At 72.1% G+C, this 23,912-nt stretch carries 24 protein-coding genes; 22 read left to right on the top strand and 2 right to left on the bottom strand.

Annotation, left to right across the window (positions count from 1 at the left end; genetic code table 11):
• The first annotated feature begins 2 nt into the window (after positions 1 to 2).
• From murG to EXE59_RS20680, 18 genes are all read left to right on the top strand, one after another.
• The gene (murG, locus tag EXE59_RS20765) at positions 3 to 1,094 is read left to right on the top strand and encodes an undecaprenyldiphospho-muramoylpentapeptide beta-N-acetylglucosaminyltransferase (protein WP_135840602.1); all 1,092 of its coding nucleotides are present in this window, start codon (positions 3 to 5) and stop codon (positions 1,092 to 1,094) included.
• Complete coding sequence (murC, locus tag EXE59_RS20760) at positions 1,091 to 2,503, top strand: UDP-N-acetylmuramate--L-alanine ligase (protein WP_135840601.1); 1,413 nt, start codon at positions 1,091 to 1,093, stop codon at positions 2,501 to 2,503. Before murG ends, murC begins: the two co-directional genes overlap by 4 nt.
• A complete protein-coding gene (locus tag EXE59_RS20755; RefSeq protein WP_135840600.1) occupies positions 2,504 to 3,286 on the top strand; it encodes a cell division protein FtsQ/DivIB in 783 nt (260 codons plus the stop codon).
• Between the two features lie 313 nt (positions 3,287 to 3,599).
• Entirely contained in the window at positions 3,600 to 4,838 is a 1,239-nt protein-coding gene (ftsZ, locus tag EXE59_RS20750) for a cell division protein FtsZ (RefSeq protein WP_135840599.1), read from the top strand.
• Positions 4,839 to 4,848: 10 nt separating this feature from the next.
• Positions 4,849 to 5,544, top strand: a complete 696-nt coding sequence (gene pgeF / locus EXE59_RS20745) for a peptidoglycan editing factor PgeF (protein ID WP_135840598.1) — start codon at positions 4,849 to 4,851, stop codon at positions 5,542 to 5,544.
• The gene (locus EXE59_RS20740; protein WP_135840597.1) at positions 5,541 to 6,242 is read left to right on the top strand and encodes a YggS family pyridoxal phosphate-dependent enzyme; all 702 of its coding nucleotides are present in this window, start codon (positions 5,541 to 5,543) and stop codon (positions 6,240 to 6,242) included. The genes pgeF and EXE59_RS20740 overlap by 4 nt, the downstream gene beginning before the upstream one ends.
• Positions 6,243 to 6,303: 61 nt before the next feature.
• Positions 6,304 to 6,789 carry a cell division protein SepF gene (locus EXE59_RS20735; protein WP_135840596.1) on the top strand — a complete coding sequence of 162 codons (486 nt, stop codon included), beginning with the start codon at positions 6,304 to 6,306 and terminating at the stop codon, positions 6,787 to 6,789.
• Positions 6,790 to 6,803: 14 nt separating this feature from the next.
• Positions 6,804 to 7,097, top strand: coding sequence for a YggT family protein (locus EXE59_RS20730; RefSeq protein ID WP_135840595.1), 294 nt, complete (start codon positions 6,804 to 6,806; stop codon positions 7,095 to 7,097).
• A gap of 103 nt (positions 7,098 to 7,200) precedes the next feature.
• Complete coding sequence (locus EXE59_RS20725) at positions 7,201 to 7,941, top strand: DivIVA domain-containing protein (protein WP_135840594.1); 741 nt, start codon at positions 7,201 to 7,203, stop codon at positions 7,939 to 7,941.
• A gap of 178 nt (positions 7,942 to 8,119) precedes the next feature.
• On the top strand, positions 8,120 to 8,983 hold the full coding sequence (locus EXE59_RS20720) for a TraR/DksA family transcriptional regulator (RefSeq protein ID WP_135840593.1): 864 nt from the start codon (positions 8,120 to 8,122) through the stop codon (positions 8,981 to 8,983).
• Entirely contained in the window at positions 8,956 to 9,564 is a 609-nt protein-coding gene (lspA, locus tag EXE59_RS20715) for a signal peptidase II (RefSeq protein ID WP_135840592.1), read from the top strand. Before EXE59_RS20720 ends, lspA begins: the two co-directional genes overlap by 28 nt.
• Positions 9,561 to 10,499: an RluA family pseudouridine synthase gene (locus EXE59_RS20710; protein ID WP_135840591.1), complete on the top strand. Its 939-nt coding sequence runs from the start codon at positions 9,561 to 9,563 to the stop codon at positions 10,497 to 10,499. The genes lspA and EXE59_RS20710 overlap by 4 nt, the downstream gene beginning before the upstream one ends.
• Entirely contained in the window at positions 10,489 to 11,187 is a 699-nt protein-coding gene (locus tag EXE59_RS20705; protein WP_135840590.1) for a GNAT family N-acetyltransferase, read from the top strand. The genes EXE59_RS20710 and EXE59_RS20705 overlap by 11 nt, the downstream gene beginning before the upstream one ends.
• Positions 11,188 to 11,189: 2 nt before the next feature.
• Positions 11,190 to 11,702, top strand: coding sequence for a DUF6886 family protein (locus EXE59_RS20700; RefSeq protein WP_135840589.1), 513 nt, complete (start codon positions 11,190 to 11,192; stop codon positions 11,700 to 11,702).
• A 33-nt stretch (positions 11,703 to 11,735) separates the two neighbouring features.
• Positions 11,736 to 12,698, top strand: coding sequence for a DUF2332 domain-containing protein (locus EXE59_RS20695; protein ID WP_135840588.1), 963 nt, complete (start codon positions 11,736 to 11,738; stop codon positions 12,696 to 12,698).
• A 158-nt stretch (positions 12,699 to 12,856) separates the two neighbouring features.
• On the top strand, positions 12,857 to 16,432 hold the full coding sequence (gene dnaE / locus EXE59_RS20690) for a DNA polymerase III subunit alpha (protein ID WP_135840587.1): 3,576 nt from the start codon (positions 12,857 to 12,859) through the stop codon (positions 16,430 to 16,432).
• Positions 16,429 to 16,968 carry a hypothetical protein gene (locus EXE59_RS20685; RefSeq protein ID WP_135840586.1) on the top strand — a complete coding sequence of 180 codons (540 nt, stop codon included), beginning with the start codon at positions 16,429 to 16,431 and terminating at the stop codon, positions 16,966 to 16,968. Before dnaE ends, EXE59_RS20685 begins: the two co-directional genes overlap by 4 nt.
• A gap of 69 nt (positions 16,969 to 17,037) precedes the next feature.
• Positions 17,038 to 18,792 (top strand): DUF3352 domain-containing protein, encoded by a 1,755-nt coding sequence (locus EXE59_RS20680; protein WP_135840585.1) that lies wholly within the window; start codon positions 17,038 to 17,040, stop codon positions 18,790 to 18,792.
• A gap of 27 nt (positions 18,793 to 18,819) precedes the next feature.
• Here the strand turns inward: EXE59_RS20680 and ybaK are convergent, their stop codons facing one another.
• Entirely contained in the window at positions 18,820 to 19,347 is a 528-nt protein-coding gene (gene ybaK / locus EXE59_RS20675) for a Cys-tRNA(Pro) deacylase (RefSeq protein ID WP_135840584.1), read from the bottom strand.
• A 126-nt stretch (positions 19,348 to 19,473) separates the two neighbouring features.
• Positions 19,474 to 20,142 (bottom strand): LON peptidase substrate-binding domain-containing protein, encoded by a 669-nt coding sequence (locus EXE59_RS20670; RefSeq protein ID WP_135840583.1) that lies wholly within the window; start codon positions 20,140 to 20,142, stop codon positions 19,474 to 19,476.
• Between the two features lie 79 nt (positions 20,143 to 20,221).
• Between EXE59_RS20670 and hisD the strand changes: the two genes are divergently transcribed.
• The 4 genes from hisD to hisH are packed head-to-tail and all read left to right on the top strand — an operon-like array spanning position 20,222 to position 23,908.
• Positions 20,222 to 21,538: a histidinol dehydrogenase gene (gene hisD / locus EXE59_RS20665; RefSeq protein ID WP_135840582.1), complete on the top strand. Its 1,317-nt coding sequence runs from the start codon at positions 20,222 to 20,224 to the stop codon at positions 21,536 to 21,538.
• Positions 21,535 to 22,668, top strand: a complete 1,134-nt coding sequence (locus EXE59_RS20660; protein ID WP_135840581.1) for a histidinol-phosphate transaminase — start codon at positions 21,535 to 21,537, stop codon at positions 22,666 to 22,668. The genes hisD and EXE59_RS20660 overlap by 4 nt, the downstream gene beginning before the upstream one ends.
• The gene (gene hisB, locus EXE59_RS20655) at positions 22,665 to 23,273 is read left to right on the top strand and encodes an imidazoleglycerol-phosphate dehydratase HisB (protein ID WP_135840580.1); all 609 of its coding nucleotides are present in this window, start codon (positions 22,665 to 22,667) and stop codon (positions 23,271 to 23,273) included. Before EXE59_RS20660 ends, hisB begins: the two co-directional genes overlap by 4 nt.
• A complete protein-coding gene (gene hisH, locus EXE59_RS20650; protein WP_135840579.1) occupies positions 23,270 to 23,908 on the top strand; it encodes an imidazole glycerol phosphate synthase subunit HisH in 639 nt (212 codons plus the stop codon). Before hisB ends, hisH begins: the two co-directional genes overlap by 4 nt.
• Positions 23,909 to 23,912: the final 4 nt, after the last annotated feature.

Here is a 23,912-nt window from a genome sequence, read left to right as displayed (position 1 = left end):
CGATGCGCGTACTCCTCGCCGGCGGCGGCTCCGCCGGCCACACCTCGCCCCTGCTCGCCACCGCCGACGCCCTGCGTCGTCTGGACCCGGCGACGGAGGTCACCTGCCTCGGCACCCGCGAGGGCCTCGAGGCGCGACTCGTCCCGGAGGCCGGCCTGCCGCTGGAGGTCGTCCCGCGGGTGCCGCTGCCGCGCCGCCCCGGCCCCGACCTGCTCCGTACGCCGTCCCGGCTGCGCGCCGCCCGGGCCGCGGCGCTCGAGGTGGTCGACCGCGTCCGTCCCGACGTGGTCGTCGGCTTCGGCGGCTACGTGTCGGTCCCGGCCTACCTCGCCGCCCGGGCGCGGCGGCTGCCGATCGTGGTGCACGAGGGCAACGCGATCCCCGGGATCGCCAACAAGCTCGGTGCGCGGATGACCACCCACGTCGCCACCAGCTTCCCCGACACCGCGCTCCCGCACGCCGTCTGCACCGGGCTGCCGATCCGTCGCCTCATCTCCACCCTGGACCGTGCCTCGCTGCGCGCCGAGGCGCTGGCGAGCTTCGGCCTGCGCGACGACCTGCCCACGCTGCTGGTCACCGGCGGCTCCCAGGGCGCGGCGCGCATCAACGCCGCCGTGTCCGGCGCGGCGCCCGCGCTCGCCGGGGCCGGCGTCCAGGTCCTCCACGTCGTCGGTCCCAAGCACGAGCTGTCGGTCCCCTCGGGAGTGGTGCCCTACGTCGTCCGCACCTACGTCGACCGGATGGACCTCGCCTACGCCGCGGCCGACGCCGTGCTCTGCCGCTCCGGCAGCAACACCGTCACCGAGGTCTCCGGGGTCGGCCTGCCGGCGATCTACGTCCCGCTGCCCATCGGCAACGGCGAGCAGGCGCTCAACGCGCGCCCCGTCGTCGACGCCGGCGGGGGGCTGCTGGTCGCCGACGCGGCACTGACCCCCGAGTGGGTCGCCGCGAGCGTCCCCGGCCTGCTCACCGACGCGGGTCGGCTCGCCGAGATGGGCGCCGCCGCGACCGGAGTGATCCCGCTCGACGCCGACGAGAAGCTCGCCCGCATCGTCCTCGACGCGGCCCGCGGCGCGACGGGAGCCGCCTCGTGAGGATCCCGGTCCCCGACGAGCTGCTGCCGGCCGCCGAGCTGGGCCGGGTCCACTGCGTCGGCATCGGCGGCGCCGGCATCTCCGCGATCGCCCGGATCATGGCGGCGCAGGGCGTCCACGTCACCGGCAGCGACGACCACGACACGCCGTTCCTGCCCGCCTTGCGCGAGCTCGGCGTGACCTGCCACCTCGGCTACGACGCCGCCCACGTCGGCGACGCCGACACCCTTGTCGTCACCACGGCTGCGCGCGACGACAACCCCGAGGTCGTCGAGGCCAGGCGCCGGGGTCTGCGGATCCTGCCCCGCTCGGCCGGGCTCGCCGCCGTCATGGCCGGCTCCCGCGTCCTCGCCGTGGCCGGCACGCACGGCAAGACGACGACCACCGGCCTGCTCACCTCCGCGCTGCTCGCCGCCGGCGTCGACCCCTCGTACGCCGTGGGCGGCGTGCTGACCGCCACCGGCCGCAACGCCGACGCCGGCACCGACGACCTCTTCGTCGCCGAGGCCGACGAGAGCGACGGCGCCTTCCTCCACTACCGCCCGTTCGCGGCGATCGTGACCAACGTCGAGGCCGACCACCTCGACAACTGGGGCACCGAGGAGGCCTACCACCGCGCCTTCGAGGAGTTCGCCGACACGATCGACCGGTCCGGGTTCCTGGTCTGCGTGCTGGACGACCCGGGGGCCGCCCAGCTCGCCGCGCGTGCCCGGGCCCAGGGCCTCGACGTCGTCACGGTGGGGGAGTCCGCCGACGCCGACCTCCGCATCCACGACCTCGCGCTCGAGGGGTCCACCTCCTCGTGCCGGGTCTCGCGCCACGGCACCGACCTGGGTGGCCTCCGGTTGCGGATCCCCGGGCGTCACTACGTCCTCGACGCGGTGGCCGCGTTGGCCACCGGCCTCCAGCTCGGACTGCCCCACGACGCGCTGGCGCAGGGGCTCGGGCTCTTCACCGGCACCGGTCGCCGCATGGAGCTCAAGGGCGAGGCGGCCGGGGTACGGGTCTACGACTCCTACGCCCACCACCCGGTCGAGATCCGCGGCGACCTCGAGGCTGCTCGAGCACTCGCCGGCGACGGTCGCGTCGTCGCGGCGTTCCAGCCGCACCTGGTCTCCCGCACCCGCATCTTCGGCGAGGCCATGGGCGTGGAGCTCGGGGCCGCCGACGAGGTCGTCGTGCTCGATGTCTACGTCGCCCGCGAGGACCCGGACCCCGCCGTGACCGGGCTGCTCGTCGCCGAAGCCGTGCCCCTCCCTGCCCAGCACGTGACCTACGTCGACGGGCTCGGCGCCGCGGCACAGGCCCTCGCCGAGCGCTCGCGCCCGGGCGACCTCGTCATCACCCTCGGTGCCGGTGACATCACGGGCGTCGGGCCGCAGGTGCTCGACCTGCTCGGGGGTGCGTGAGTGGACCAGGAGACCGCGCCCGGCGCCGCGCCGACGCGGGACGGGTCGACCGGGCGGGACCGTACGGCCTCCCGCACCCGCCGCCGGTTCGCCCGCCGCCAGTGGGCTCGTCGTTGGCTCTCGCTGCGCTACGTCCTGGCGCTCCTGCTGGTGCTCGCGGGCGTCGGCACCGCGGTCTACCTGCTGTTCTTCTCGACGACCATGCAGGTCGCGCGGGTCGAGGTCGTCGGCAACGACCTGCTGAGCGACGGCCGGGTCCGCGAGATCGCCGACGTGCCGCTCGGCGAGCAGCTCGCGCTGGTCGACCTCGGCCGCGCCGACGCCCGCGTCGGCTCGCTGGCCGAGGTCCGGTCCGTCGACGTCACGCGCACCTGGCCCGACACCGTACGCATCGAGGTCACCGAGCGCACCGCGGTCGCCGTCGTCGAGCTCGCCGGACGCCTGCGCGGGTTGGACGCCGACGGCGTCGTCTTCCGCGAGTACCAGCGGGTGCCGCAGGGGATGCCGCGCATCCGGCCGGGCTCCACCGCCGGCACCGACGCGCTGCGAGAGGCGGCCACCGTGGTCTCAGCACTCCCGGACGACCTCGCGACGCGCGTCGACCACGTCGAGGTCACGACCATCGACCAGATCACCCTCGTGATGCGCGACCAGCGCCAGGTGCTCTGGGGGAGCGCGGAGGAGTCCGAGCTCAAGGCCCAGGTCGTCGACCGGCTGCTGGCCGCCCAGCAGGCGTCCTACTACGACGTCAGCGTCCCGGGGAACCCGACCTACCGCCCCTGAGGCGCCCCTGACCCGTCGTTGCCCGGCCGCCCGGCCGGTCCCGCGAGCGGTGCGCCACCCACATTCCGACCACCCGGAATGTGGCCGTGGCACCGCTGAGGGGCGCGCGGCAGAAAACCTGCGCCACCCATCGACACGCGGCGTGTCCGGCGGGGTTTCGGTGCGCGTACTCCCTATGGTCTAGCGAAAGGCGAGGTTGACATAACTATAACCCTCAGGCTCACGGTTAGAGTTCCGCCCGGCCCGAGGGACAGCACCAGTCGACCCGCACCCCCTACGTCACACAGACCCACTCAAGGAAGGCCCCGGAGCCGTGGCAGCAGCGCAGAACTACCTGGCGATCATCAAGGTCGTGGGCATCGGTGGAGGTGGCGTCAACGCCGTCAACCGGATGATCGAGGTCGGCCTCAAGGGCGTCGAGTTCATCGCGATCAACACCGACGCCCAGGCACTCCTCATGAGCGACGCCGACGTCAAGCTCGACATCGGCCGCGAGCTCACCCGCGGCCTCGGTGCCGGCGCCAACCCCGAGGTGGGGGCCAAGGCGGCCGAGGACCACGCCGACGAGATCGAGGAGGTCATCAAGGGCGCCGACATGGTGTTCGTGACCGCCGGCGAGGGCGGCGGCACCGGCACCGGCGGTGCGCCCGTCGTGGCCCGCATCGCCCGCTCGCTGGGCGCCCTGACGATCGGCGTGGTGACCCGCCCGTTCGCCTTCGAGGGCCGTCGCCGCGCCAACTCCGCGGAGGAGGGCATCAGCCAGCTCCGCGAGGAGGTCGACACCCTCATCGTCATCCCCAACGACCGGCTGCTGTCGATCACCGACCGCAACGTGTCGATCCTCGACGCCTTCAAGCAGGCCGACCAGGTGCTGCTCCAGGGCGTCTCGGGCATCACCGACCTGATCACCACCCCGGGCCTGATCAACCTCGACTTCGCCGACGTCAAGTCCGTGATGGCCAACGCCGGCTCCGCCCTGATGGGCATCGGCTCGGCCCGCGGCGAGGACCGCGCGGTCGCCGCCGCCGAGATGGCCGTCTCGAGCCCGCTGCTCGAGGCGAGCATCGAGGGTGCCCACGGCGTGCTGCTCTCCATCGCCGGTGGCTCCGACCTCGGTCTCTTCGAGATCAACGAGGCCGCTGCGCTGGTCTCGCAGGCCGCCCACGCCGAGGCCAACATCATCTTCGGCGCCACCATCGACGACGCCCTGGGCGACGAGGTGCGGGTGACCGTGATCGCGGCCGGCTTCGACGGCGGCATGCCCAAGCGTCGCTCGGACGGCAACGTGCTGCGCCAGGGCCAGCCGGCCCAGACGCAGGAGCAGACCCGTGCGGCCGCGCAGCAGCTCGCGTCGCAGGCGCCGGCACGCTCCGAGTCGGGGTCCGGCAGCCCGGCGACCACGACCTTCGCGCCGTCGTCGCCCCAGCAGCCCGCCCAGCAGTCGGCTCCGTCCCCGTCGGCCCAGCCCGCCCAGCAGCCCGCCGCGCCGCGGCCGGCCCGACAGGTGCAGTTCGACGACGACGACCTCGACGTGCCCGACTTCCTGAAGTGACGCCCACCCCTTGAGCCTGCTCCGCCACCGAGACCGGATCGAAGGCGACCTCGTGATCGAGGTCGCCTTCACCGACGTCTCCCTCAGCCTCGGCGACGCGGCTGCCGACGACGTACGCGCCGATGCGCTGCGGCGGGTCGCGCAGGCCACCGGGTCCACGCCGGTCCTGATGGAGCAGGTGCACGGCGCACACGTCGACGTCATCGACGACCGCCGCGCGAGCGGTGCGCCGAGGGCTGATGCCATGATCACGGCGCAGTCCGGTGTCTCCCTGCTCGCCCGAGCCGCCGACTGCGTGCCGGTCCTGCTGGCCGACCCGGCGACGGGGTGGATCGCCGCCGTGCACAGCGGCCGTGCCGGTCTGGTGGAGGGGGTGGTCCCGGCCACGATCGCGGCCCTGCGCGAGGAGGGGGCCGAGCCCGGCGTCGCGTGGATCGGACCGCACGTGTGCGGCACCTGCTATGAGGTGCCTGCCGAGATGCAGGACGAGGTGGCCGCCGTCGTCCCCGAGTCGCGCTCCACCACGTCGCGGGGCACACCCGCACTCGACCTGGGCGCCGGCGTGCGCGCCCAGCTCGCGGCCGCAGGCATCACCGACGTACGCCTCGTCGGGGCCTGCACCCGCGAGGACCCCACCTGGCCGTCCAACCGCCGCGACGGCCCGGCGGCCACGCGGTTCGCCGGCGTGATCTGGAGCCATCCGTGAGCGGCCGCGGCGACGAGATCGCCGCCAACCTCGAGGCCGTGCGCCGCCGCATCCGCGACGCCTGCGCGGAGGCCGGCCGTCCCGAGGACGACGTCGCGCTCGTCGTGGTCACCAAGTTCTTCCCCGCCTCCGACGTGCGCGTCCTCGCCGACCTCGGTGTCACCGACGTGGGGGAGAACCGCCACCAGGAGGCCGAGGCCAAGGCCGCCGAGTGCGCCGACCTCGGCCTGCGGTGGCACTTCATCGGCGGGCTCCAGTCCAACAAGGCGGCGGCCGTGGCGGCGTACGCCGACGTGGTCGAGTCGGTCGACCGCGCCAAGCTCGTGGGCCCGCTCTCGCGCGGTGCCCAGGCGCGCGGAGCAGAGGTCGACGTGCTGCTGCAGGTCAGCCTCGACCCGCCAGGGGCCGACCACCGGTCCGGGGCGGCGCCGGCCGACCTGCCCGACCTCGCCCGCCGGGTGGTCGAGGCGGACCTGCTCCGGCTGCGCGGCCTGATGGCGGTCGCGCCGCTCGGGGAGGACCCCCGTACGGCCTTCGCGAGGCTCGCGGACGTGCACCAGGAGCTCGTGCGCGAGCACCCGGGTGCCAGCGTGCTGTCCGCGGGGATGAGCGGCGACCTCGAGGCGGCCGTCGCGTGCGGTGCGACACACGTGCGTGTCGGCTCCGCGGTCCTCGGTCCGAGGCCTGCGGTCCAGTAATGTCCACAACAGTCAACAGGCGTCCCGAACGGGGCGCCAGGTCTAGCGGAGGATCTGTCTCATGAGCGGCGCGATGCGCAAGATCGGCGAGTACCTCGGCCTGCTCGAGGACACCGGCCACTACGACGACTACGACGGCGACACCGAGACCACGACGCACGACGCTGTCGACCAGCGCCCCGTCGCGCGGGAGCGTCGCCCAGCCCCAGTGTCCGACCTTGCCGAGCGCCGTCGACCGGCCTCGGTCCAGACGGGAGTCGTGGCCGAGTTGAGCCGCATCACCACCCTGCACCCCCGCAACTACAACGAGGCCCGCCTGGTCGGTGAGAACTACCGTGACGGCACGCCCGTGATCATGAACCTCAGCGAGATGGACGACAACGACGCCAAGCGTCTCGTCGACTTCGCCGCCGGCCTGATCTTCGCCACCCGAGGCACCATCGAGCGCGTGACCAACAAGGTCTTCCTGCTCTCGCCGCCCAACGTCGCGGTCTCGGCCGAGGACAAGGAGCGGATCGCCGAGGACGGCTTCTTCAACCAGAGCTGACACATACTCGTCTCGTGCAAGCCATCGGCCAGGTCCTCTACATCGTCCTCTTCCTCTTCATCGCACTCCTGTGGGTGCGGTTCATCGTGGACTGGGTGCAGGTCTTCGCGCGCCAGTGGGAGCCGCGCGGGCCGCTCCTCGTCGCGCTGGAGGGCGTCTACACGACCACCGACCCGCCGATCGTGGCGCTCCGCAAGGTCGTGCCCCCGCTCCGCATCGGCTCGGTCGCCCTCGACCTGAGCTTCCTGCTCGTGATGGTGGGAGCATGGCTGCTGCTCAACGTGGTCGCCACCATCTTCGGGCTCTGAACCATCCGCCACACGGGTCACTGTGCCCCGTGGGTACCCGGGCGCTATTGTCTCCTGACAGCAGAGCCACCCTGTATATCGATCGTGAAAGTTTGGTGAGGTCATGCCGCTGACGCCTGAGGACGTGAGCAACAAGCGCTTTACGCCTGTCCGTCTCCGTGAGGGCTACGACATGGGCGAGGTGGACCAGTTCCTCGACGAGGTCGAGGCGGAGCTCGCCCGGCTGACCAAGGAGAACGACGACCTGCGGTCCAAGCTGTCGGCCGCCCAGTCCGGCGGGGCCTCGACGCCCGCGCCCGCTCCTGTGTCGTTCGCGCCGACGCCCGAGCCGGAGCCGGAGCCCGAGCCGGAGCCCGTCGCCGCCGCCCCGGTCGCCGCACCCGTGCAGACGGTGCGCGTGGAGACCGTCGCCGACGCGTCCAACGCCGCGGCCCGCCTGCTCGAGATCGCGACCCGCAACGCCGATGAGCTGGTCGAGGACGCCAAGAACGAGGCCGACCGCATCGTCGGTGCCGCGCGGACCAAGGCCGAGCGTCTCGAGTCCGAGTCGAAGACCAAGGCCGACCGCATGGAGGCCGACGCCCGCCAGCGTTCGCAGATGCTCGACTCCGAGACCGCCGAGCGCCGCCAGCAGATGTTCGGTGACCTGGAGAAGGAGCGCGACAAGCTCAACAGCGACGTCGAGACCCTCCGCCAGTTCGAGCGCGAGTACCGCTCCCGCCTGAAGACCTACTTCACGCAGCAGCTCGAGGCGCTCAACAACGGCAGCGAGACCCAGGCGCCCGTCGAGAGCGGCAACGCTCCCAAGCGCCTGCGCTCCGTGCTCGGCGACGACGAGGGCTGATCCCCGCGCTCTGCGAGCGGCCTTCGAACAGGCCTCTGAAAAGCGAGAACGACCGCCCGTGAGGGTGGTCGTTCTCGCATTTCGGCGAGCCACGGTTGGTTCGTCAGGCAGCAGCGGCTAGCCTCCCTGCCACCGTGTGGTTCCCGCCACACCCGACGCATGCTGGAGGCCCTCGGAGATGGCTGGCACCACGCGCAAGTCCCTGGCCGGTACGGCCGCCGCCGCGGCGAAGCGCGTGATCGGTCGCCGCGGGGCCGCCACGACGGACGCGCCGGCCGAGAAGAAGACCCCCGCGAAGAAGGCCCCGGCGAAGAAGGCCGCTGCCAAGACGGCACCCGCGAAGAAGGCCCCGGCGAAGAAGGCCGCTGCCAAGACGGCACCCGCGAAGAAGGCCGCTGCCAAGACGGCACCCGCGAAGAAGGCCGCCGCGAAGAAGGCCCCCGCGAAGAAGGCCGCCGCCAAGAAGGCCGCTCCGGCCAAGAAGGCCGCATCCAAGAAGGCCGCTCCGGCCAAGAAGGCCGCTCCGGCCACGAAGGCCGCATCCAAGAAGAGCGCTCCACCTACCAAGAAAGCTCCGCCCGTGACGAAGGCTGCTCCGACGCCCGCCAAGAAGGCCGCGCCGGCGAAGAAGGTACGCAAGGCAACTCCCTCCACCCTCGTCGTCCTCGACGGCGAGGATGCCTGGACCCGCGCGGAGCTCAACGAGGTGGTCAAGGAGCTCAAGGAGCACCAGGACCGGCTCACGACGATCGTCGGGCAGTCCGAGCAGGAGCTCGCGGGCCTGATGCGCGATGCCGGCGACGGCGCCGGACAGGACCAGGCCGACGTCGGAGCGACCAGCTTCGAGCGCGACCACGAGCTCACCGTGCTGGCCAAGGAGCGCGAGACCCTGGAGCAGATCAAGCGCGCGCTGTCCCACATCGACGACGGCACCTTCGGTGTGTGCGACTCCTGCGGCAACCCCATCGGCAAGAATCGGTTGATGGCGGTGCCACATGCCACACTGTGCATGTCATGCAAGCAGCGCGAGGAGCGTCGCTGAACCCCAGCGACCAGGCCGATCCAGTCCCTGCCCGCCGACGCGTCGACGCGCGGCTGGTCTTCGCAGGCATGGCCGTTCTGGCGTACGCCTTGGACCTCGGGTCCAAGCAGTGGGCGCTCTCCGCGCTGGCGGACGGCGACATCCCGGTCCTGGGCGACTGGTTCACGTTCCACCTGACGTTCAACCCGGGCGCGGCGTTCAGCACCGGCACGGACTTCACGATCGTCTTCACCGCCCTCGCGATGGTCGCCGTGGTGGTCGTGCTGTGGCTGAGCCGGCGCGTCGCCAGCACGGGGTGGGCGCTCGCGCTCGGCATCCTGCTCGGCGGCGTGGCCGGCAACCTCACCGATCGCATCGTGCGCCCGCCCGAGCCGTTCCACGGCCACGTGGTCGACTTCCTGATGCTGCCCAACTGGCCGGTCTTCAACATCGCCGACATCTGCATCAACGTGGCGGCGGGCCTGATCATCCTGCAGACCTTCCGGGGCATCAGCCTCGACGGCACCCGCGAGGGCGCCGCTGGCAAGGACCGTGAGCGTCCGGAGGCCCAGCCCGGCTCCGGCTCCGGGTCGCCGGCGTGAGCACCCGAGCCGAGCAGCGCACGGTCTTCGTTCCCGACGGGTTGGCCGGCGAGCGGGTCGACGCCGCGATGGCCCGGATGTTCGGCTTCTCCCGCACCCGGGCCGCCGACCTGATCGCGCAGGGCCACGTGCTGGTCGACGGCTCCGGCGTCGGCAAGAGCGACCGGGTCCACGCGGGCTCCATGCTCGACGTCACGATCCCCGCCGAGACCGACCCGCTCGAGGTCGTCCCGGAGATCGTCGAGGGCATCCGGATCATCCACGACGACGACGCCATCGTGGTGATCGACAAGCCGGTCGGCGTCGCGGTCCACCCCTCGCCCGGTTGGAGCGGTCCCACGGTCGTGGGCCACCTCGCCGGAGCCGGCTTCCGGATCTCGACCAGCGGCGCCAGTGAGCGCCAGGGCATCGTGCAGCGCCTCGACGTCGGCACGAGCGGCGTGATGGTGATCTGCAAGTCGGAGCACGCCTACTCGGTGCTCAAGAACGCCTTCCGCCACCGCACCGTCGACAAGACCTACCACGCGCTGGTCCAGGGGCACCCCGACCCGCTCGCCGGGACGGTCGACGCGCCGATCGGCCGGCACCCGCACCACGACTACAAGTTCGCCGTCATGGCCGACGGTCGGCACAGCGTCACCCACTACGAGACCCTCGAGGCGCACCGCTTCGCCAGCCTGCTCGAGGTCCACCTCGAGACCGGCCGCACGCACCAGATCCGCGTGCACATGAGTGCGCTCAAGCACCCGTGCGTCGGCGACCTGACCTACGGCGCCGACCCGACGCTCGCGGCGCGGCTCGGGCTCCAGCGGCAGTGGCTGCACGCCATGCGGCTGGGCTTCGAGCACCCCGAGAGCGGCGAGCAGGTCAGCTACGAGTCCACCTACCCCGACGACCTCGCGCACGCGCTCGACGTCATCCGTGATGAGCACTGAGCTGGCCCTGCGCCCGGCCACGGCCGCGGACCTCCCGGCCCTCGCCGAGGTCCACCTGGCCGCCCGCGCGGCGGCGGGGGCGGACTTCCCTCCGGCCGTGCACACCGACGACGAGGTGCGCGCCTGGGTCGCCGGCTGGGACCTGGCGGCGTACGACGTGTGCGTGGCCGTGCTCGACGGACGGGTGGTGGGCTACACCCGCGCCACCAGGACGTGGCTCGACGACCTCTACGTGCTGCCCGGCGCGCAGGGCCGCGGCGTCGGCAGCGCCCTCCTGGACCGGGTCCTCGCACTGCACCCCGAAGGCATCGGTCTGTGGGTCTTCGAGTCCAACCGGCCCGCCCGAGAGTTCTACACCCGCCACGGCTTCGTCGCGCTCGAGCGCACCGACGGCGCGGCCAACGAGGAGCGGGCGCCCGACATCCGGCTCGTGTGGCCCGGCGCCGACGCCCTGGCGTGCTTCCGCTCGATGGTCGACGACGTCGACCTCGTGCTGGGCGACGTGCTCGCCCGGCGTACGGCGCTGACGCGGGCGATCCAGGCGGTGAAGCCCTCGGGCGAGCGTGACCCGCGCCGGGAGGCGGAGATCGTCGCGCGCGTGGCCGCGGTCGTGCCCGACCTCGGCACCGAGCGCGTCGCGCGGATCGTCGACGTGATCATCACCGAGTCCCTCGACGCCGCGCGCTGATCGTGCTGCCGGGTCCCGGGGAGGTCCTCCACCTCAGCGAGGACCCGGCAATCGAGCGGTTCGTGCCCCACGTGGCCGCCACCGCACGGCAGCCCGAGGCCTACGTGTGGTCGGTCGACGCCCTGAACGCCCCGTGCTACTGGTTCCCGCGACAGTGCCCCCGGGTCTGCTCGTGGGGCGACGGCGTCGACAGGGTGCACGCGGTCGAGGACGCCTGGCTCGACGCCATGCGGACGACGCGGCTCTACGCCTACCGCTTCGCCGCCGCGGACTTCGAGCCGTTCGGTGACCGGCCGCACGCCCACGTCGCCACCCGGCCGGTGTCGCCGCTGGGGCCGCCCGACGAGGTGGGCGGCCTCGTCCGGCTCCACGACGAGCACGACATCGAGCTGCTGGCGCTGCCCGACCTCGAGGACCACTTCGCCGACGTGCGCGAACGCGGACTGGAGTTCTCCGGGATCCGGCTGGGCAACGCCGGCATCGGTCCGGCCGGTCCGTTCCCGACCCGCCGCTGACGCCGGGCCCGACCGCCGGGGCAGGATGGGCGCATGCTGCTCCATGACGACGTGATCGAGGAGTACCGGGACTTCGCGACGTACGCCGCCGGCGACTCGCCCTGCTTCGAGGAGTGGGCGCTCGGGGTCGCCGATGACGACGAGCTGCTCGCCTGGCTGGGCACGCTGCCGCCGATCAAGCGCCAGCCCAACCTGGTCTTCGCCGCCGCGCGCTGGCACGGCGCACCCGCGCCCGGTCCGTACGAGGGGCTGCGCGCGGTGCTGCTCGAGCGGGAGCCGGAGGTGCGCGCGACAGTCATGACGCGGGCGACCCACACCAACGAGGCGGGTCGGCTCGCCACGCTGGCTCCGGTCCTGGGCCTCGTCGAGGGGCCGCTCGCGCTGGTCGAGGTGGGGGCCAGTGCGGGACTGTGCCTGTTCCCGGACCGGTACGACTACGACTGGTCGCCCGCAGGCGGGCTGCGAGGGAGCGGCGGGCCGCTGCTGACCGCGCGGGCCACGGGACCGCTGCCGGTGCCGTCCGCCCACCCCGACGTCGCCTGGCGGGCCGGTGTCGACCTCAACCCGCTCGACGTGACCGACGACGACGCGACCGCCTGGCTGGAGAACCTCGTGTGGCCCGAGCAGGACGAGCGGCGCGACCGGCTCCGGGCGGCGATCGACGTCGCCCGCGCGGAGCCGCCCGCGGTGCGCAGCGGGGACCTGTTCGACCACCTGCCGGACCTGCTGGACGACGCGGCTCCGCACGGCACCCCAGTGGTGTACCACTCCGCCGTGATCGCCTACCTCGAGGAGCCGGACCGCGAGCGCTTCCACGACCTCATGGTGGGGCTCGTGGCCGCGGGCAGGTGTCGGTGGATCAGCAACGAGGGGGGCCGCGTGCTGCCCCGGGTCACCGGCGACCGCGACGTCCCGTCGGGGCGTTTCGTCACCGCGCTGGACGGCGTCCCGGTGGCGTACGCCCACGGCCACGGCCACGCGATCGACTGGCTCTGAGCACCTCGAGCACGGCGAGTGTCCTGTCGGTGGGGCCCGGCAGACTGACGTAGGCTGACAGCTCTTCCCCCCTTCCTGATCTGCGTGGCCCCGCTGAGCAGTCAGCACCCCCGTACGACCCCCGTCAGCGACCATCGAAAGGCGCGGAAGTCTCCTCCATGTCGGCCGGCTCCTCCACCAGTTCCACGGGTGACTTCGTGCACCTGCACGTGCACACCGAGTACTCCATGCTCGACGGCGCGTCGCTGCTCGACGGGCTGTTCACCCGCACCAGCGATCTCGGCATGCCGGCCATCGCGATGACCGACCACGGCAACCTGCACGGCGCCTACGACTTCTACTCCAAGGCGCGCAAGCACGGCGTGAAGCCGATCATCGGCATCGAGGCCTACCTCACGCCCGGCACCCAGCGCGGCGAGCGCCGCCGGGTGCGGTGGGGGCAGGGCGACCTGGCCGAGGAGGGCGGCAACGACGTCGCCGGCGGCGGCGCCTACACCCACATGACGATGTGGGCCGAGACCACCGAGGGCATGCACAACCTGTTCCGGCTCTCCTCGCGCTCGAGCCTCGAGGGCTACTACTTCAAGCCCCGGATGGACAAGGAGATCCTCGCCGAGCACAGCAAGGGGCTGATCGTCAGCACCGGCTGCCCGAGCGGCGCGATCCAGACGCGGCTGCGCCTCGGCCAGTACGACGAGGCGGTCCGCGAGGCCGCCGAACTCCAGGACATCTTCGGCCGCGACAACGTGTTCCTCGAGCTGATGGACCACGGCATCGACATCGAGAAGCGGGTCCGCGACGACCTGCTGCGCCTCGGCAAGGAGATGGGTCTCCCGCCCATCGCCACCAACGACTCCCACTACAACAACCCCGAGGACGCCGCGGCCCACGACGCCCTCATCTGCGTCGCGTCCGGCAAGCGGCTCTCCGACACCAACCGGCTCAAGTTCGACGGCGGCGGCTACTACATCAAGTCGGCCGCCGAGATGCGCGAGCTGTGGGCCGACCGCTTCGGGATGCCCGAGGCTTGCGACAACACCCTCGCGATCGCCGAGCGCTGCGAGGTCGAGTTCACCGAGTCCACCGGCGGCTACATGGCGCGCGCCGACGTGCCGGCCGGCGAGACCGAGGAGTCGTGGTTCCGCAAGGAGGTGTGGCGCGGCATCGAGGCCCGCTACCCGGGCGAGCGGACGACCGAGGAGGTCCGCGAGCGGGTCGAGATGGAGCTCGCGATCATCTCCCAGAAGGGCTACTGCGGCTACTACCTGGTGGTCGCCGACTTCATCAACTGGGCCAAGGACAACGGCATCCGCGTGGGCCCCGGCCGTGGCTCGGGTGCGGGCTCCATCGCGGCCTACGCGCTGCGCATCACCGACCTGTGCCCCCTCGAGCACGGCCTGTTCTTCGAGCGGTTCCTCAACCCCGAGCGACCGTCGATGCCCGACTTCGACATCGACTTCGACGACGCCCGCCGCGGCGAGGTCATCCACTACGTCAGCGAGAAGTACGGCGCCGATCGGGTCGCCCAGATCGCGACGTTCGGACGGCTCAAGGCCAAGGCCGCCATCAAGGACGCCGCCCGCGTCCTCGACCACGGCTTCGCGATCGGCGACCGGATCACCAAGGCCTACCCGGCCGACGTGATGGGCAAGGGCGTCGCGCTCAAGGACATCTTCAACGCCGACCACAAGCGCTACAACGACGGCGGCGAGTTCCGGGCGCTGCACGGCCAGGACCCCGACGTCCGCACGATCTACGAGACCGCGGTGGGCCTCGAGGGCCAGATCCGCAACTGGGGCGTGCACGCCGCGGGCGTGATCATGTCGAGCGAACCCCTCATCGACATCGTGCCGATCATGGCCAGGCCGCAGGACGGCGCAGTCATCACCCAGTTCGACTACCCGATGTGCGAGTCGCTCGGCCTGGTCAAGATGGACTTCCTCGGCCTGTCCAACCTCCGCATCCTCGACGACGCGATCAGCAACATCGAGGTCAACCGGGGCGAGAAGGTCGTCCTGGAGGAGCTCGGCTTCGAGGACCGCGCGACCTACGAGCTGATGGGCCGCGGTGACACCCTCGGCGTCTTCCAGCTCGACGGCTCGGGCATGCGGTCGCTGCTGCGCTCGCTGCAGCCCGACGCGTTCGCCGACATCACGGCCGTCAGCGCGCTCTACCGCCCCGGCCCGATGGGCGCCGACTCGCACAACAAGTACGCCCGCCGCAAGAACGGCCGCGAGGCGATCGAGCCGATCCACCCGGCGCTCGCCGAGGCGCTCGAGCCGGTCCTGGGGGAGACCTACGGCCTGATCGTCTACCAGGAGCAGGTGATGGCGATCGCGCAGGTGCTCGCCGGCTTCACCCTGGGTGCCGCCGACAACCTGCGCCGCGCGATGGGCAAGAAGAAGAAGGAGGAGCTCGACAAGCAGTACGCCGGGTTCCAGGCCGGCATGCTCGAGCGGGGCTTCCCGCAGGTCGCGATCGACAAGCTGTGGGAGATCCTGCTCCCGTTCTCCGACTACGCGTTCAACAAGTCGCACTCCGCTGCCTACGGCGTCATCACATACTGGACCGCCTACCTCAAGGCCAACTACCGCACCGAGTACATGGCGGCGCTCCTCACGTCCGTGAAGGACGACAAGGACAAGATGGCGATCTACCTCAACGAGTGCCGCCGGATGAAGATCCAGGTCCTGCCGCCCGACGTCAACGAGTCCCACGCCGACTTCACCCCGGTCGGCAACGACATCCGCTTCGGCCTCACCGCCGTGCGCAACGTCGGCCACAACGTCGTCGCCGGCATCGTGGCCGCCCGCGAGGAGAAGGGCCGCTACGCAGACTTCAACGACTTCATGGAGAAGGTCCCCGCGCTCGTGTGCAACAAGCGGGTCGTGGAGTCGCTGATCAAGGCCGGCGCGTTCGACGACATGAAGCACAAGCGGCGCGCGCTCGCCGCGGTCCACGAGACGGCGGTCGACCAGTTCGTCGACCTCAAGAAGAACGAGGCCATTGGCCAGGACTCGCTCTTCGGCGGCCTCGGCGACGGTGACGACGACGCGGGCTTCGGGGTCAGCGTGACCATCCCCGACATCGACGACTGGGACAAGATGACCCTGCTCGGCCACGAGCGGGAGATGCTCGGGCTCTACGTCTCCGACCACCCTCTCCTCGGCCTCGAGCACGTGCTGTCCCAGGGCACCGACTGCACCATCGGCCAGCTCCTGCTCGACGAGGAGCGTGCCCACAACTCCACGCTCACCGTCAGCGGACTCATCACCTCGGTCTCGCGCAAGATCACCAAGCGCGGCGACCCGTGGGCGACGATCACCCTCGAGGACCTCGACGGCGCCATCGACGTGCTGCTGTTCCCCAGCGCCTACACGCTGGCCTCCACCCTCCTCGTGGAGGACAACATCGTCCGCATCAAGGGCCAGCTCTCGCGCGACAAGGACCAGCCCGAGCTGCGCGCCCAGGAGGTCACGGCGCCCGACCTCACCCAGGGCCCGGCCGGCCCGGTCGTGATCAGCCTGCCCTCGACGCGGTGCACGCCGCCGGTCGTGGCCCAGCTCCGCGACGTCCTCGGCACGCACCCGGGCATGACCGAGGTCCAGCTGCGACTGCTGACCCGCAGCTCGACCAAGGTGCTGCGCCTCGACGACAACCTGCGGGTCAGCCCGAGCCCGGCGCTGTTCGCCGACCTCAAGCAGCTCCTCGGTCCCGGGTGCCTGACGGGATGAGCGAGCCCGCCGTACGCTCCTCGCCGCTGCCGCGGGTGCTGTCCGTGCTGGTGCTGTTCGTCGCCGGCGGCGCCGCGGGCGGCGTGCTGTGGGAGCGGTTGTGGCAGGCGCCGACCGGCCTGGCCTACCAGGGCACCTGGTACCTCGAGCCGGCCGGACCGGACGTCTCCTTCGAGGCGATCGCGCTGTTCGTCGTGATCGCCTTCCCGCTCGGGCTGGTGCTCGCGGTCCTGGCCGGGATGTGGCGCGGCCACGAGAGCGCGACGCTGGTGAGCGTGCTCGTCGGTGCGGGCCTCGCCGCCTTCGCGATGTACGCCGTGGGCCACGCGCTCGGCCCGGGTGACCCGCAGGCACTGGCGGCCGGCCAGCCCGACTACACCCCCCTTCCCGGGGACCTCGGACTCAACGCTCCTGACCAGGGTCGGGTGCCGTGGCACTCCAGTGCGCTGGTCGCCCTACCGGCCGGGGCGATGACTGGTCTGGTCGGCACCTATCTCTTGGGAAGTCGGGGGTTCGTCCGCCGTCCACGTGGGTAGGCTTTGCACGCCCGCACCAGGGCAGTCCCGGCGCCCGCCGGGAACCGTGCAACGGGGGAGCAGAGCAAGATGAGCATGACACCGGGTGGCCCGACCAACGGCCCCGAGTACCTCGACGGGTCGGGTCCGGTCGAGACCGCGCCCACCAACGACACCAAGAAGCGCCTCGTCGCGCTCGGCGCCATCCTCGCCGGCGGCGCCGTGGTCGCCGGCGGTGCCTGGGCCGCCACCAGCTTCTTCGCCACGGGCGCGCAGCCGGCCGAGGCCCTGCCCGACTCGACGGTCGCCTACTTCAGCGTCGACCTCGACCCGAGCGGCGGGCAGAAGATCGAGGCCATCAAGACCCTGCGCAAGTTCCCCGGGTTCGCCGACAACGTCGACCTCGAGACCGACGACGACCTGCGCGAGCGGCTGTTCGAGGAGATCACCTCCTCCGGCGAGTGCGAGGGCCTCGACTACGCGGCCGACGTCGAGCCGTGGCTCGGCTCGCGCGCCGCGATGGCCGCCGTCGACCTCGGTGAGGACGAGCCGGCAGCCGTCGGCGTCGTCCAGACCACCGACGCGGGCAAGGCCGAGGACGGCCTCGCCACGCTCGTCGACGCGTGCGGCGGCAGCGCCGAGGGCGACGGCGGCGGCGGGGACGGGGGCGAGGAGAGCAGCGACGGCGTCGGCGGCTGGGTCGTCGACGGCGACTGGATCGTCCTGGCCGAGACCGAGGAGATCGCGCAGCAGGTCGTCGACGCCGCGGACGGCTCGTCGCTGGCCGCCGACTCCTCGTTCACGCAGTGGACCGGCGAGGCGGGCGACGACGGCTTCATGTCGATGTACGTCGCCAAGGGCGTCACCAAGTACGTCGAGGACGCCGCCGGCATGGGCATGCTGGGCATGCCCGGCTCGCCGTTCGCCCCGGCGCCCGACGCCATGGGCATGGACCCGGAGTGCTTCGAGAACGCCGCCCCGGAGGACATCGAGGAGTGCTTCGAGACCTCGGACGACGCCGCCTCGGGCGAGCCCGAGGAGGTCCCCGAGGAGCTCCAGCAGATGATCAACGACTTCGACGGCGCGGCGGCCACCGTCCGCTTCGACGACGGCGCGGTCGAGGTCGAGTACGCCATGTCCAACTACAACAAGGACCTCACCCGCTTCGTCGAGAGTGAGGAGGGCGTCGAGATGATCTCCGGCCTCCCGGAGGACACGGTCGCGGCGTTCGGGTTCGCCCTCGAGGAGGGCTGGGCGCAGGGGCTCCTCGACTACGTCAAGACCCTCGCGCCCGACGAGACGGAGTCCATCGACGAGCAGATCGCCGAGTTCGAGTCCGAGACCGGACTGGCCTTCCCCGAGGACGTCGAGACGTTGCTCGGCGACGGCGTGACCGTGTCGATGGGCGGCGGGCTCGACCCCGACGCCGTCGCCAACGGCGGGCCGGGCGAGGTGCCGGCCGGCATCCGCATCAAGGGCGACGCCGACGAGATCCAGGCCGTGCTCGACAAGATCAGCGCCCAGGCCGGGCCCGAGGCCGCCGAGTACCTCGAGGTCACCGAGGGCGACGGCTACGCCGTGCTCGCCCTCGCGGACGACTACCGCAGCGCGCTGGAGGACGGGGGCAGCCTCGGTGACAGCGCGACCTACTCCGAGGTGGTGGACGCCGACGAGGCCCAGTCGGTGCTGTTCGTCAACTTCAACGCCGACGACGACTGGCTCGTGCGCCTCACCAAGGACATGCCCGAGGTGAGCGAGAACCTCGAGCCGCTGGCCGCGTTCGGGTTCAGCACCTGGGTCGACGACGAGACCGTCCACGGCCTCATGAAGGTCACGACCGACTGACGGTCGGCGCGGACACCCGCGACCCGCTCAGCGACGGATGGTGGCGATCACCGCTCCGGTGATCGCCACCAGGTCCTGCGGCGCGAGCTCGATGTCGAGGCCGCGCCGTCCGCCCGAGACCAGGATGGTGCCGTGGTCGAGCGCCGACGCGTCGAGCACCGTGCGGTGCGGGCGCTTCTGCCCGACGGGTGAGATGCCACCCGCGACGTAGCCCGTGGCCCGCTCCGCGGCGGCGACGTCGGCCATCACGGCCTTGCTGCCGTCCAGCGCACGGGCGAGCGCCTTGAGGTCGAGCTGGCCGGACACCGGGACGATGCCGACCACCAGGGTGCCGTCGAGGGAGGCCAGCAGCGTCTTGAACACCCGGGCCGGCTCGACGCCCAGCGCCTGGGCCGCCTCCAGGCCGTACCCTTCGACACGGTCGCTGCGCGACCTGCTCAGGGCAGGCGACGTCCTCCGGGGGTCGTGCTCGTAGGCCCGCACCTCGTAGGAGATTCCGGCTCGCGTGAGTGCGACCGTGGCCGGGGTGCCGCCACCGCTCGTCCGTCTTGCCACGGCTCGATCCTCACATCCTCCGCGGTCGATTTCGACGCGCTCGTGCGACTTCGTGCCTCAGTCGCGTCGCTTGCTCAATCCTCGCCCCCGTCGCTTCGGCTCGTACCTCGCCGCAGCTGCGGGCTCTCAGTTCGGCGACCAGGCCGTACGTGCGACCTGCGTGGCGGGCAGCGACGGGATGACGTTGATGGCGCGCAGCTCGTCGGTCAGCAGCTGGGTGACGAGGATGAGCCGCTCGGTCGCGTCCTCGGCCTCGAGCAGCGACTGGCGCTCGGCCATCGGCAGGGGAGCGAGGGCGGACAGCGTCCAGGCGAGGTAGTCGGGGTCGCGGGGGAGCGTCCCGCTGTAGGGGTCGTCGCCCTGCAGCTCGGTCATCGCGGCACGGAACGCGGTGAAGGTCGCGCGGGCGCGGTCGAGCACGTCCTCGGGCACCTCGACCTCCGGCTCGGCCAGGACCTCGGCGACACCCTGGGGGAAGTCGGTGCCCCGTTGCATCTCCTCCAGCACGAGCCGTTCGCGGGCGACCGCCACGATGTCGAAGGTGCCGTCGTCGCGGCGCTCGACGTCGGTGAGCTGGAGCACGCACCCCACCCGGTAGACCGACTGGGCGCCGTGGTCGCCGACCTCGTAGCCCTCCCGGATGGCGACGGTGCCGAAGACGCGCTGCACCGGGTCGTCGACCTCGAGCAGGTGGCGTACGAGCATCCGGTAGCGATCCTCGAACACGTGGAGCGGCACGCTCATCCCCGGGAACACCACGGTGCTCAGCGGGAACATCGGCAGCTGGTCGCTCACACCGACGACACTAGTCGCCGCTGTCCACCCCACACCCGCGACTTCGGCCCGACCCGCCGGGGAACCTAGAATCGACGGCATGTCCCTCATCCGCCGCATCGACCTGAGGGGCGCCGACCCGGCGTCCGTCGACTACCGCGCGAGCGTGCCTCGCGCCGAGTTCGACGTCGAGGCGGCGACGCACGTGGTGCGGCCGATCATCGAGGCCGTCCGGGCCCGGGGCCTCGACGCCGTCCGCGAGCTCACGCTCGAGCACGACGGCGTCGACGTGCCCGACCCCCGCGTGCCCGCGGCGGCGCTCGCCGACGCGCTCGCGGCGCTGGACCCCGCGGTGCGAGCCGGTCTGGAGGAGTCGATCCGTCGGCTGCGGGCCACCAGCGAGGCCGACGTCGAGGCCGACTCGGTGGTCGAGGTGGCGCCCGGAGCGGTGATCACCCACAAGTCCGTCCCTGTCGACCGGGCCGGGCTCTACGTCCCGGGAGGCCTGGCGCCCCTGGTGTCCACCCTCGTCATGAACGTCGTCCCGGCCCAAGTGGCCGGGGTGCGGTCGCTGTGCGTGGCCGCCCCGCCCACCCGCGAGACCGGACTGCCGGACGCCACGATCCTCGCCGGCTGCGCCCTGCTCGGGATCGACGAGGTGTACGCCGTGGGTGGCGCGCAGGCGATCGCGATGCTGGCCCACGGTGCCGGACCCTGCCGTCGCGTCGACCTGGTCACCGGTCCCGGCAACCTCTACGTCATCGCGGCCAAGCGGCTCCTGCGCGGCGTCGTCGGCATCGACTCCGAGGCCGGTCCCAGCGAGATCGCCGTCCTCGCCGACGACTCGGCCGAGGCCGCCTTCGTCGCCGCGGACCTCCTCACCGAGTGCGAGCACGGCGGCACCTCGGCCTCGCTGCTCGTCACCGACTCCGTCGGCCTGGCCGACGAGGTCGAGGCCGAGCTGGACAAGCAGGTGGCGGTGACCCGGCACAGCGAGCGGGTGGCGGCAGCCCTGGGGGGCGTCCAGTCCGCGATCGTGCTGGTCGACGACCTCGACCAGGGCCTCGAGGTGGTCAACGCCTACGCGTCGGAGCACACCGAGATCCACACCCGCGACGCGCGTGCCGTGGCTGCTCGGGTCCGCAACGCCGGTGCCGTCTTCATCGGCCCCTGGTCGCCGGTCGCGCTGGGCGACTACTGCGCCGGCTCCAACCACGTCCTGCCCACCGCCGGCTGCGCCTGCCACTCCTCGGGGCTCGGCGTGCACTCGTTCATGCGCCGGGTGCACCACGTCGAGTACACCCGCGAGGCGCTCGCCGAGGTCGCCCACCACGTCGTGACCCTCGCCGAGGCCGAGGACCTGCCCGGCCACGGCGCCGGCGTGAGCTCCCGGTTCGTGGACAGCTCCGAGCGATGAGCGCCGGATTCCCACCTCTGCGCCACGAGCTGCAGGGGATCGAGCCCTATGGCGCGCCGCAGCTGTCGCGCGAGCAGGCGCCGGTCCAGCTCAACGTCAACGAGAACCCCTACGGCCCCTCGCCGGAGGCGGCAGCCGACATCGCCCGCGCGGTCGGGGAGGCCGCGGTCTCGCTCAACCGCTATCCCGACCGGGAGTTCGTCGAGCTGCGGACCGCGCTCGCGGCCTACATCGACACCTCCGGCGGCAGCGGCACCACCCCGGAGATGGTGTGGGCCGCCAACGGGTCCAACGAGGTCATGCTCCAGCTGCTCCAGGCCTTCGGCGGGCCGGGGCGCGTCGCGCTGTCGTTCGCCCCCACGTACTCGATGTATCCCGAGTACGCCCGCGACACCATGACGGAGTGGGTGGCCGGCCACCGGGCCGAGGACTTCTCCCTCGACCTCGACACCGCGCGGGAGCTCGTGCTGGAGCGGCGGCCGTCTGTGGTGCTGCTGCCCAGCCCCAACAACCCCACCGGGACGGCGCTGCCGCCCGAGGCGGTGACCATGCTGTGCGAGGCGGCCGCGTCCTACGAGCCCGGCGGGCTGGTGGTGGTCGACGAGGCGTACGGCGAGTTCCGTCGCGCCGGCACGCCGAGCGCGCTGGAGCTGCTGCCTCGTCACCGCAACCTCGTGGTGACCCGCACGATGAGCAAGGCGTTCGCCCTGGCAGGGGCGCGGCTGGGCTACCTCGCCGCGGATCCCGCGATCTGTGACGCGATCCGCGTCGTCCGGCTGCCCTACCACCTCTCGGCCGTCACCCAGGCGACCGCGCTCGCCGCGCTGCGCCACGCGCCGGAGCTGCTCGGCCGGGTGGACGACCTGCGCGCCGAGCGCGACGCGACCGTGGCGTGGCTGCGCGAGCAGGGGTTCGAGGTCGCCGACTCCGACGCCAACTTCGTGCTGTTCGGCCGCTTCGCCGACCGGCACGCGGTCTGGCAGGGTCTGGTCGACCGCGGCGTGCTGATCCGGGAGACCGGCCCCGACGGGTGGCTGCGGGTCTCGGTCGGCACGCCCGACGAGATGGCAGCATTCAGGCAGGCACTGGTGGACACGGTGCCGCAGACGAGCGAGAGGGAGCCGGCATGAGCCGCACCGCCAGGATCGAGCGCACCACCAAGGAGTCGAAGGTGCTCGTCGAGGTCGACCTCGACGGCAGCGGCCGCTCCGAGGTGTCCACCGGGGTCGGGTTCTACGACCACATGCTCGACGCGTTCGCCCGCCACTCGCTCGTCGACCTCGTCGTCCGCACCGAGGGCGACACGCACATCGACGCGCACCACTCGGTGGAGGACACCGCGATCGTGCTCGGGCAGGCGCTGCGCGAGGCGCTGGGCGACAAGTCCGGGATCCGCCGCTTCGGCGACGCGACCGTCCCGCTCGACGAGGCGCTCGTCCAGGCCGTCGTCGACGTCTCCGGACGCCCCTACTGCGTGCACACGGGCGAGCCGGAGGGCCAGGTCTACGCCGCCATCGGCGGCAGCGGCGTGCTCTACGCGGGCTCGCTCACCCAGCACGTCTTCGAGTCCATCGCCCAGCACGGGCACTTCGGCCTGCACGTGCGCGTGCTCGCGGGCCGCGACCCGCACCACATCGTCGAGACCCAGTTCAAGGCGTTCGCCCGGGCCTTCCGCGACGCCGTCGCGCTCGACCCCCGCGAGACGGGCGTGCCGTCGACCAAGGGCAGCCTGTGACCTCTCCTGACGTCGTCGTCCTGGACTACGGCTCGGGCAACCTCCGTTCCGTCGTGCGCGCCGTCGAGCGTGCCGGCGCGTCGGTGACGCTGACCGGCGACTTCGACACCGCGCTGGCCGCCGACGGGCTCGTCGTCCCCGGCGTCGGGGCGTATGCGGCGTGCATGGCCGGCCTGCGCGAGATCAAGGGCGAGCGGATCATCGGCCGTCGCCTCGCGGGCGGCCGACCCGTGCTCGGCATCTGCGTCGGGATGCAGGTCCTCTTCGCCGGCGGCGTCGAGCACGGCGTGGAGACCGACGGCTGCGACGAGTGGCCCGGGCTGGTCACCCGGCTCCAGGCGGACGTGGTGCCGCACATGGGCTGGAACACCGTCGAGGCGCCCGAGGCGACGCGCCTCTTCGCGGGCGTCGAGGACGAGCGGTTCTACTTCGTGCACTCCTACGCCGCCCGCTCGTGGGACCTGGTGACCAACGACCGGACGGCCGCGCCCCTCGTCACCTGGGCCGAGCACGGAGGCGACCGCTTCGTCGCCGCGGTCGAGAACGGTCCGCTCTCCGCCACGCAGTTCCATCCCGAGAAGTCAGGCGACGCGGGGGCCGCCCTGCTGCGCAACTGGGTCTCCTCGTTGACCTGACGCA

The sequence above is a fragment of the Nocardioides eburneiflavus genome (assembly GCF_004785795.1).
In the GTDB taxonomy this organism is placed as follows: Bacteria; Actinomycetota; Actinomycetes; order Propionibacteriales; family Nocardioidaceae; genus Nocardioides; species Nocardioides eburneiflavus.
Note: the sequence above shows the minus strand (reverse complement) of the source record. Positions and strands in the feature narration are given on the sequence as shown.

What these genes read in the sequence shown, in the direction of transcription:
- lspA (WP_135840592.1), top strand. Translation starts at nt 8,956, where the DNA reads ATGCAAGCAGCGCGAGGAGCGTCGCTGAACCCCAGCGACCAGGCCGAT.
- hisB (WP_135840580.1), top strand. Translation starts at nt 22,665, where the DNA reads ATGAGCCGCACCGCCAGGATCGAGCGCACCACCAAGGAGTCGAAGGTG.
- EXE59_RS20685 (WP_135840586.1), top strand. Translation starts at nt 16,429, where the DNA reads ATGAGCGAGCCCGCCGTACGCTCCTCGCCGCTGCCGCGGGTGCTGTCC.
- EXE59_RS20735 (WP_135840596.1), top strand. Translation starts at nt 6,304, where the DNA reads ATGAGCGGCGCGATGCGCAAGATCGGCGAGTACCTCGGCCTGCTCGAG.
- EXE59_RS20695 (WP_135840588.1), top strand. Translation starts at nt 11,736, where the DNA reads ATGCTGCTCCATGACGACGTGATCGAGGAGTACCGGGACTTCGCGACG.
- hisD (WP_135840582.1), top strand. Translation starts at nt 20,222, where the DNA reads ATGTCCCTCATCCGCCGCATCGACCTGAGGGGCGCCGACCCGGCGTCC.
- dnaE (WP_135840587.1), top strand. Translation starts at nt 12,857, where the DNA reads ATGTCGGCCGGCTCCTCCACCAGTTCCACGGGTGACTTCGTGCACCTG.
- EXE59_RS20660 (WP_135840581.1), top strand. Translation starts at nt 21,535, where the DNA reads ATGAGCGCCGGATTCCCACCTCTGCGCCACGAGCTGCAGGGGATCGAG.
- EXE59_RS20720 (WP_135840593.1), top strand. Translation starts at nt 8,120, where the DNA reads ATGGCTGGCACCACGCGCAAGTCCCTGGCCGGTACGGCCGCCGCCGCG.
- EXE59_RS20725 (WP_135840594.1), top strand. Translation starts at nt 7,201, where the DNA reads ATGCCGCTGACGCCTGAGGACGTGAGCAACAAGCGCTTTACGCCTGTC.
- murG (WP_135840602.1), top strand. Translation starts at nt 3, where the DNA reads ATGCGCGTACTCCTCGCCGGCGGCGGCTCCGCCGGCCACACCTCGCCC.
- EXE59_RS20705 (WP_135840590.1), top strand. Translation starts at nt 10,489, where the DNA reads ATGAGCACTGAGCTGGCCCTGCGCCCGGCCACGGCCGCGGACCTCCCG.
- EXE59_RS20680 (WP_135840585.1), top strand. Translation starts at nt 17,038, where the DNA reads ATGAGCATGACACCGGGTGGCCCGACCAACGGCCCCGAGTACCTCGAC.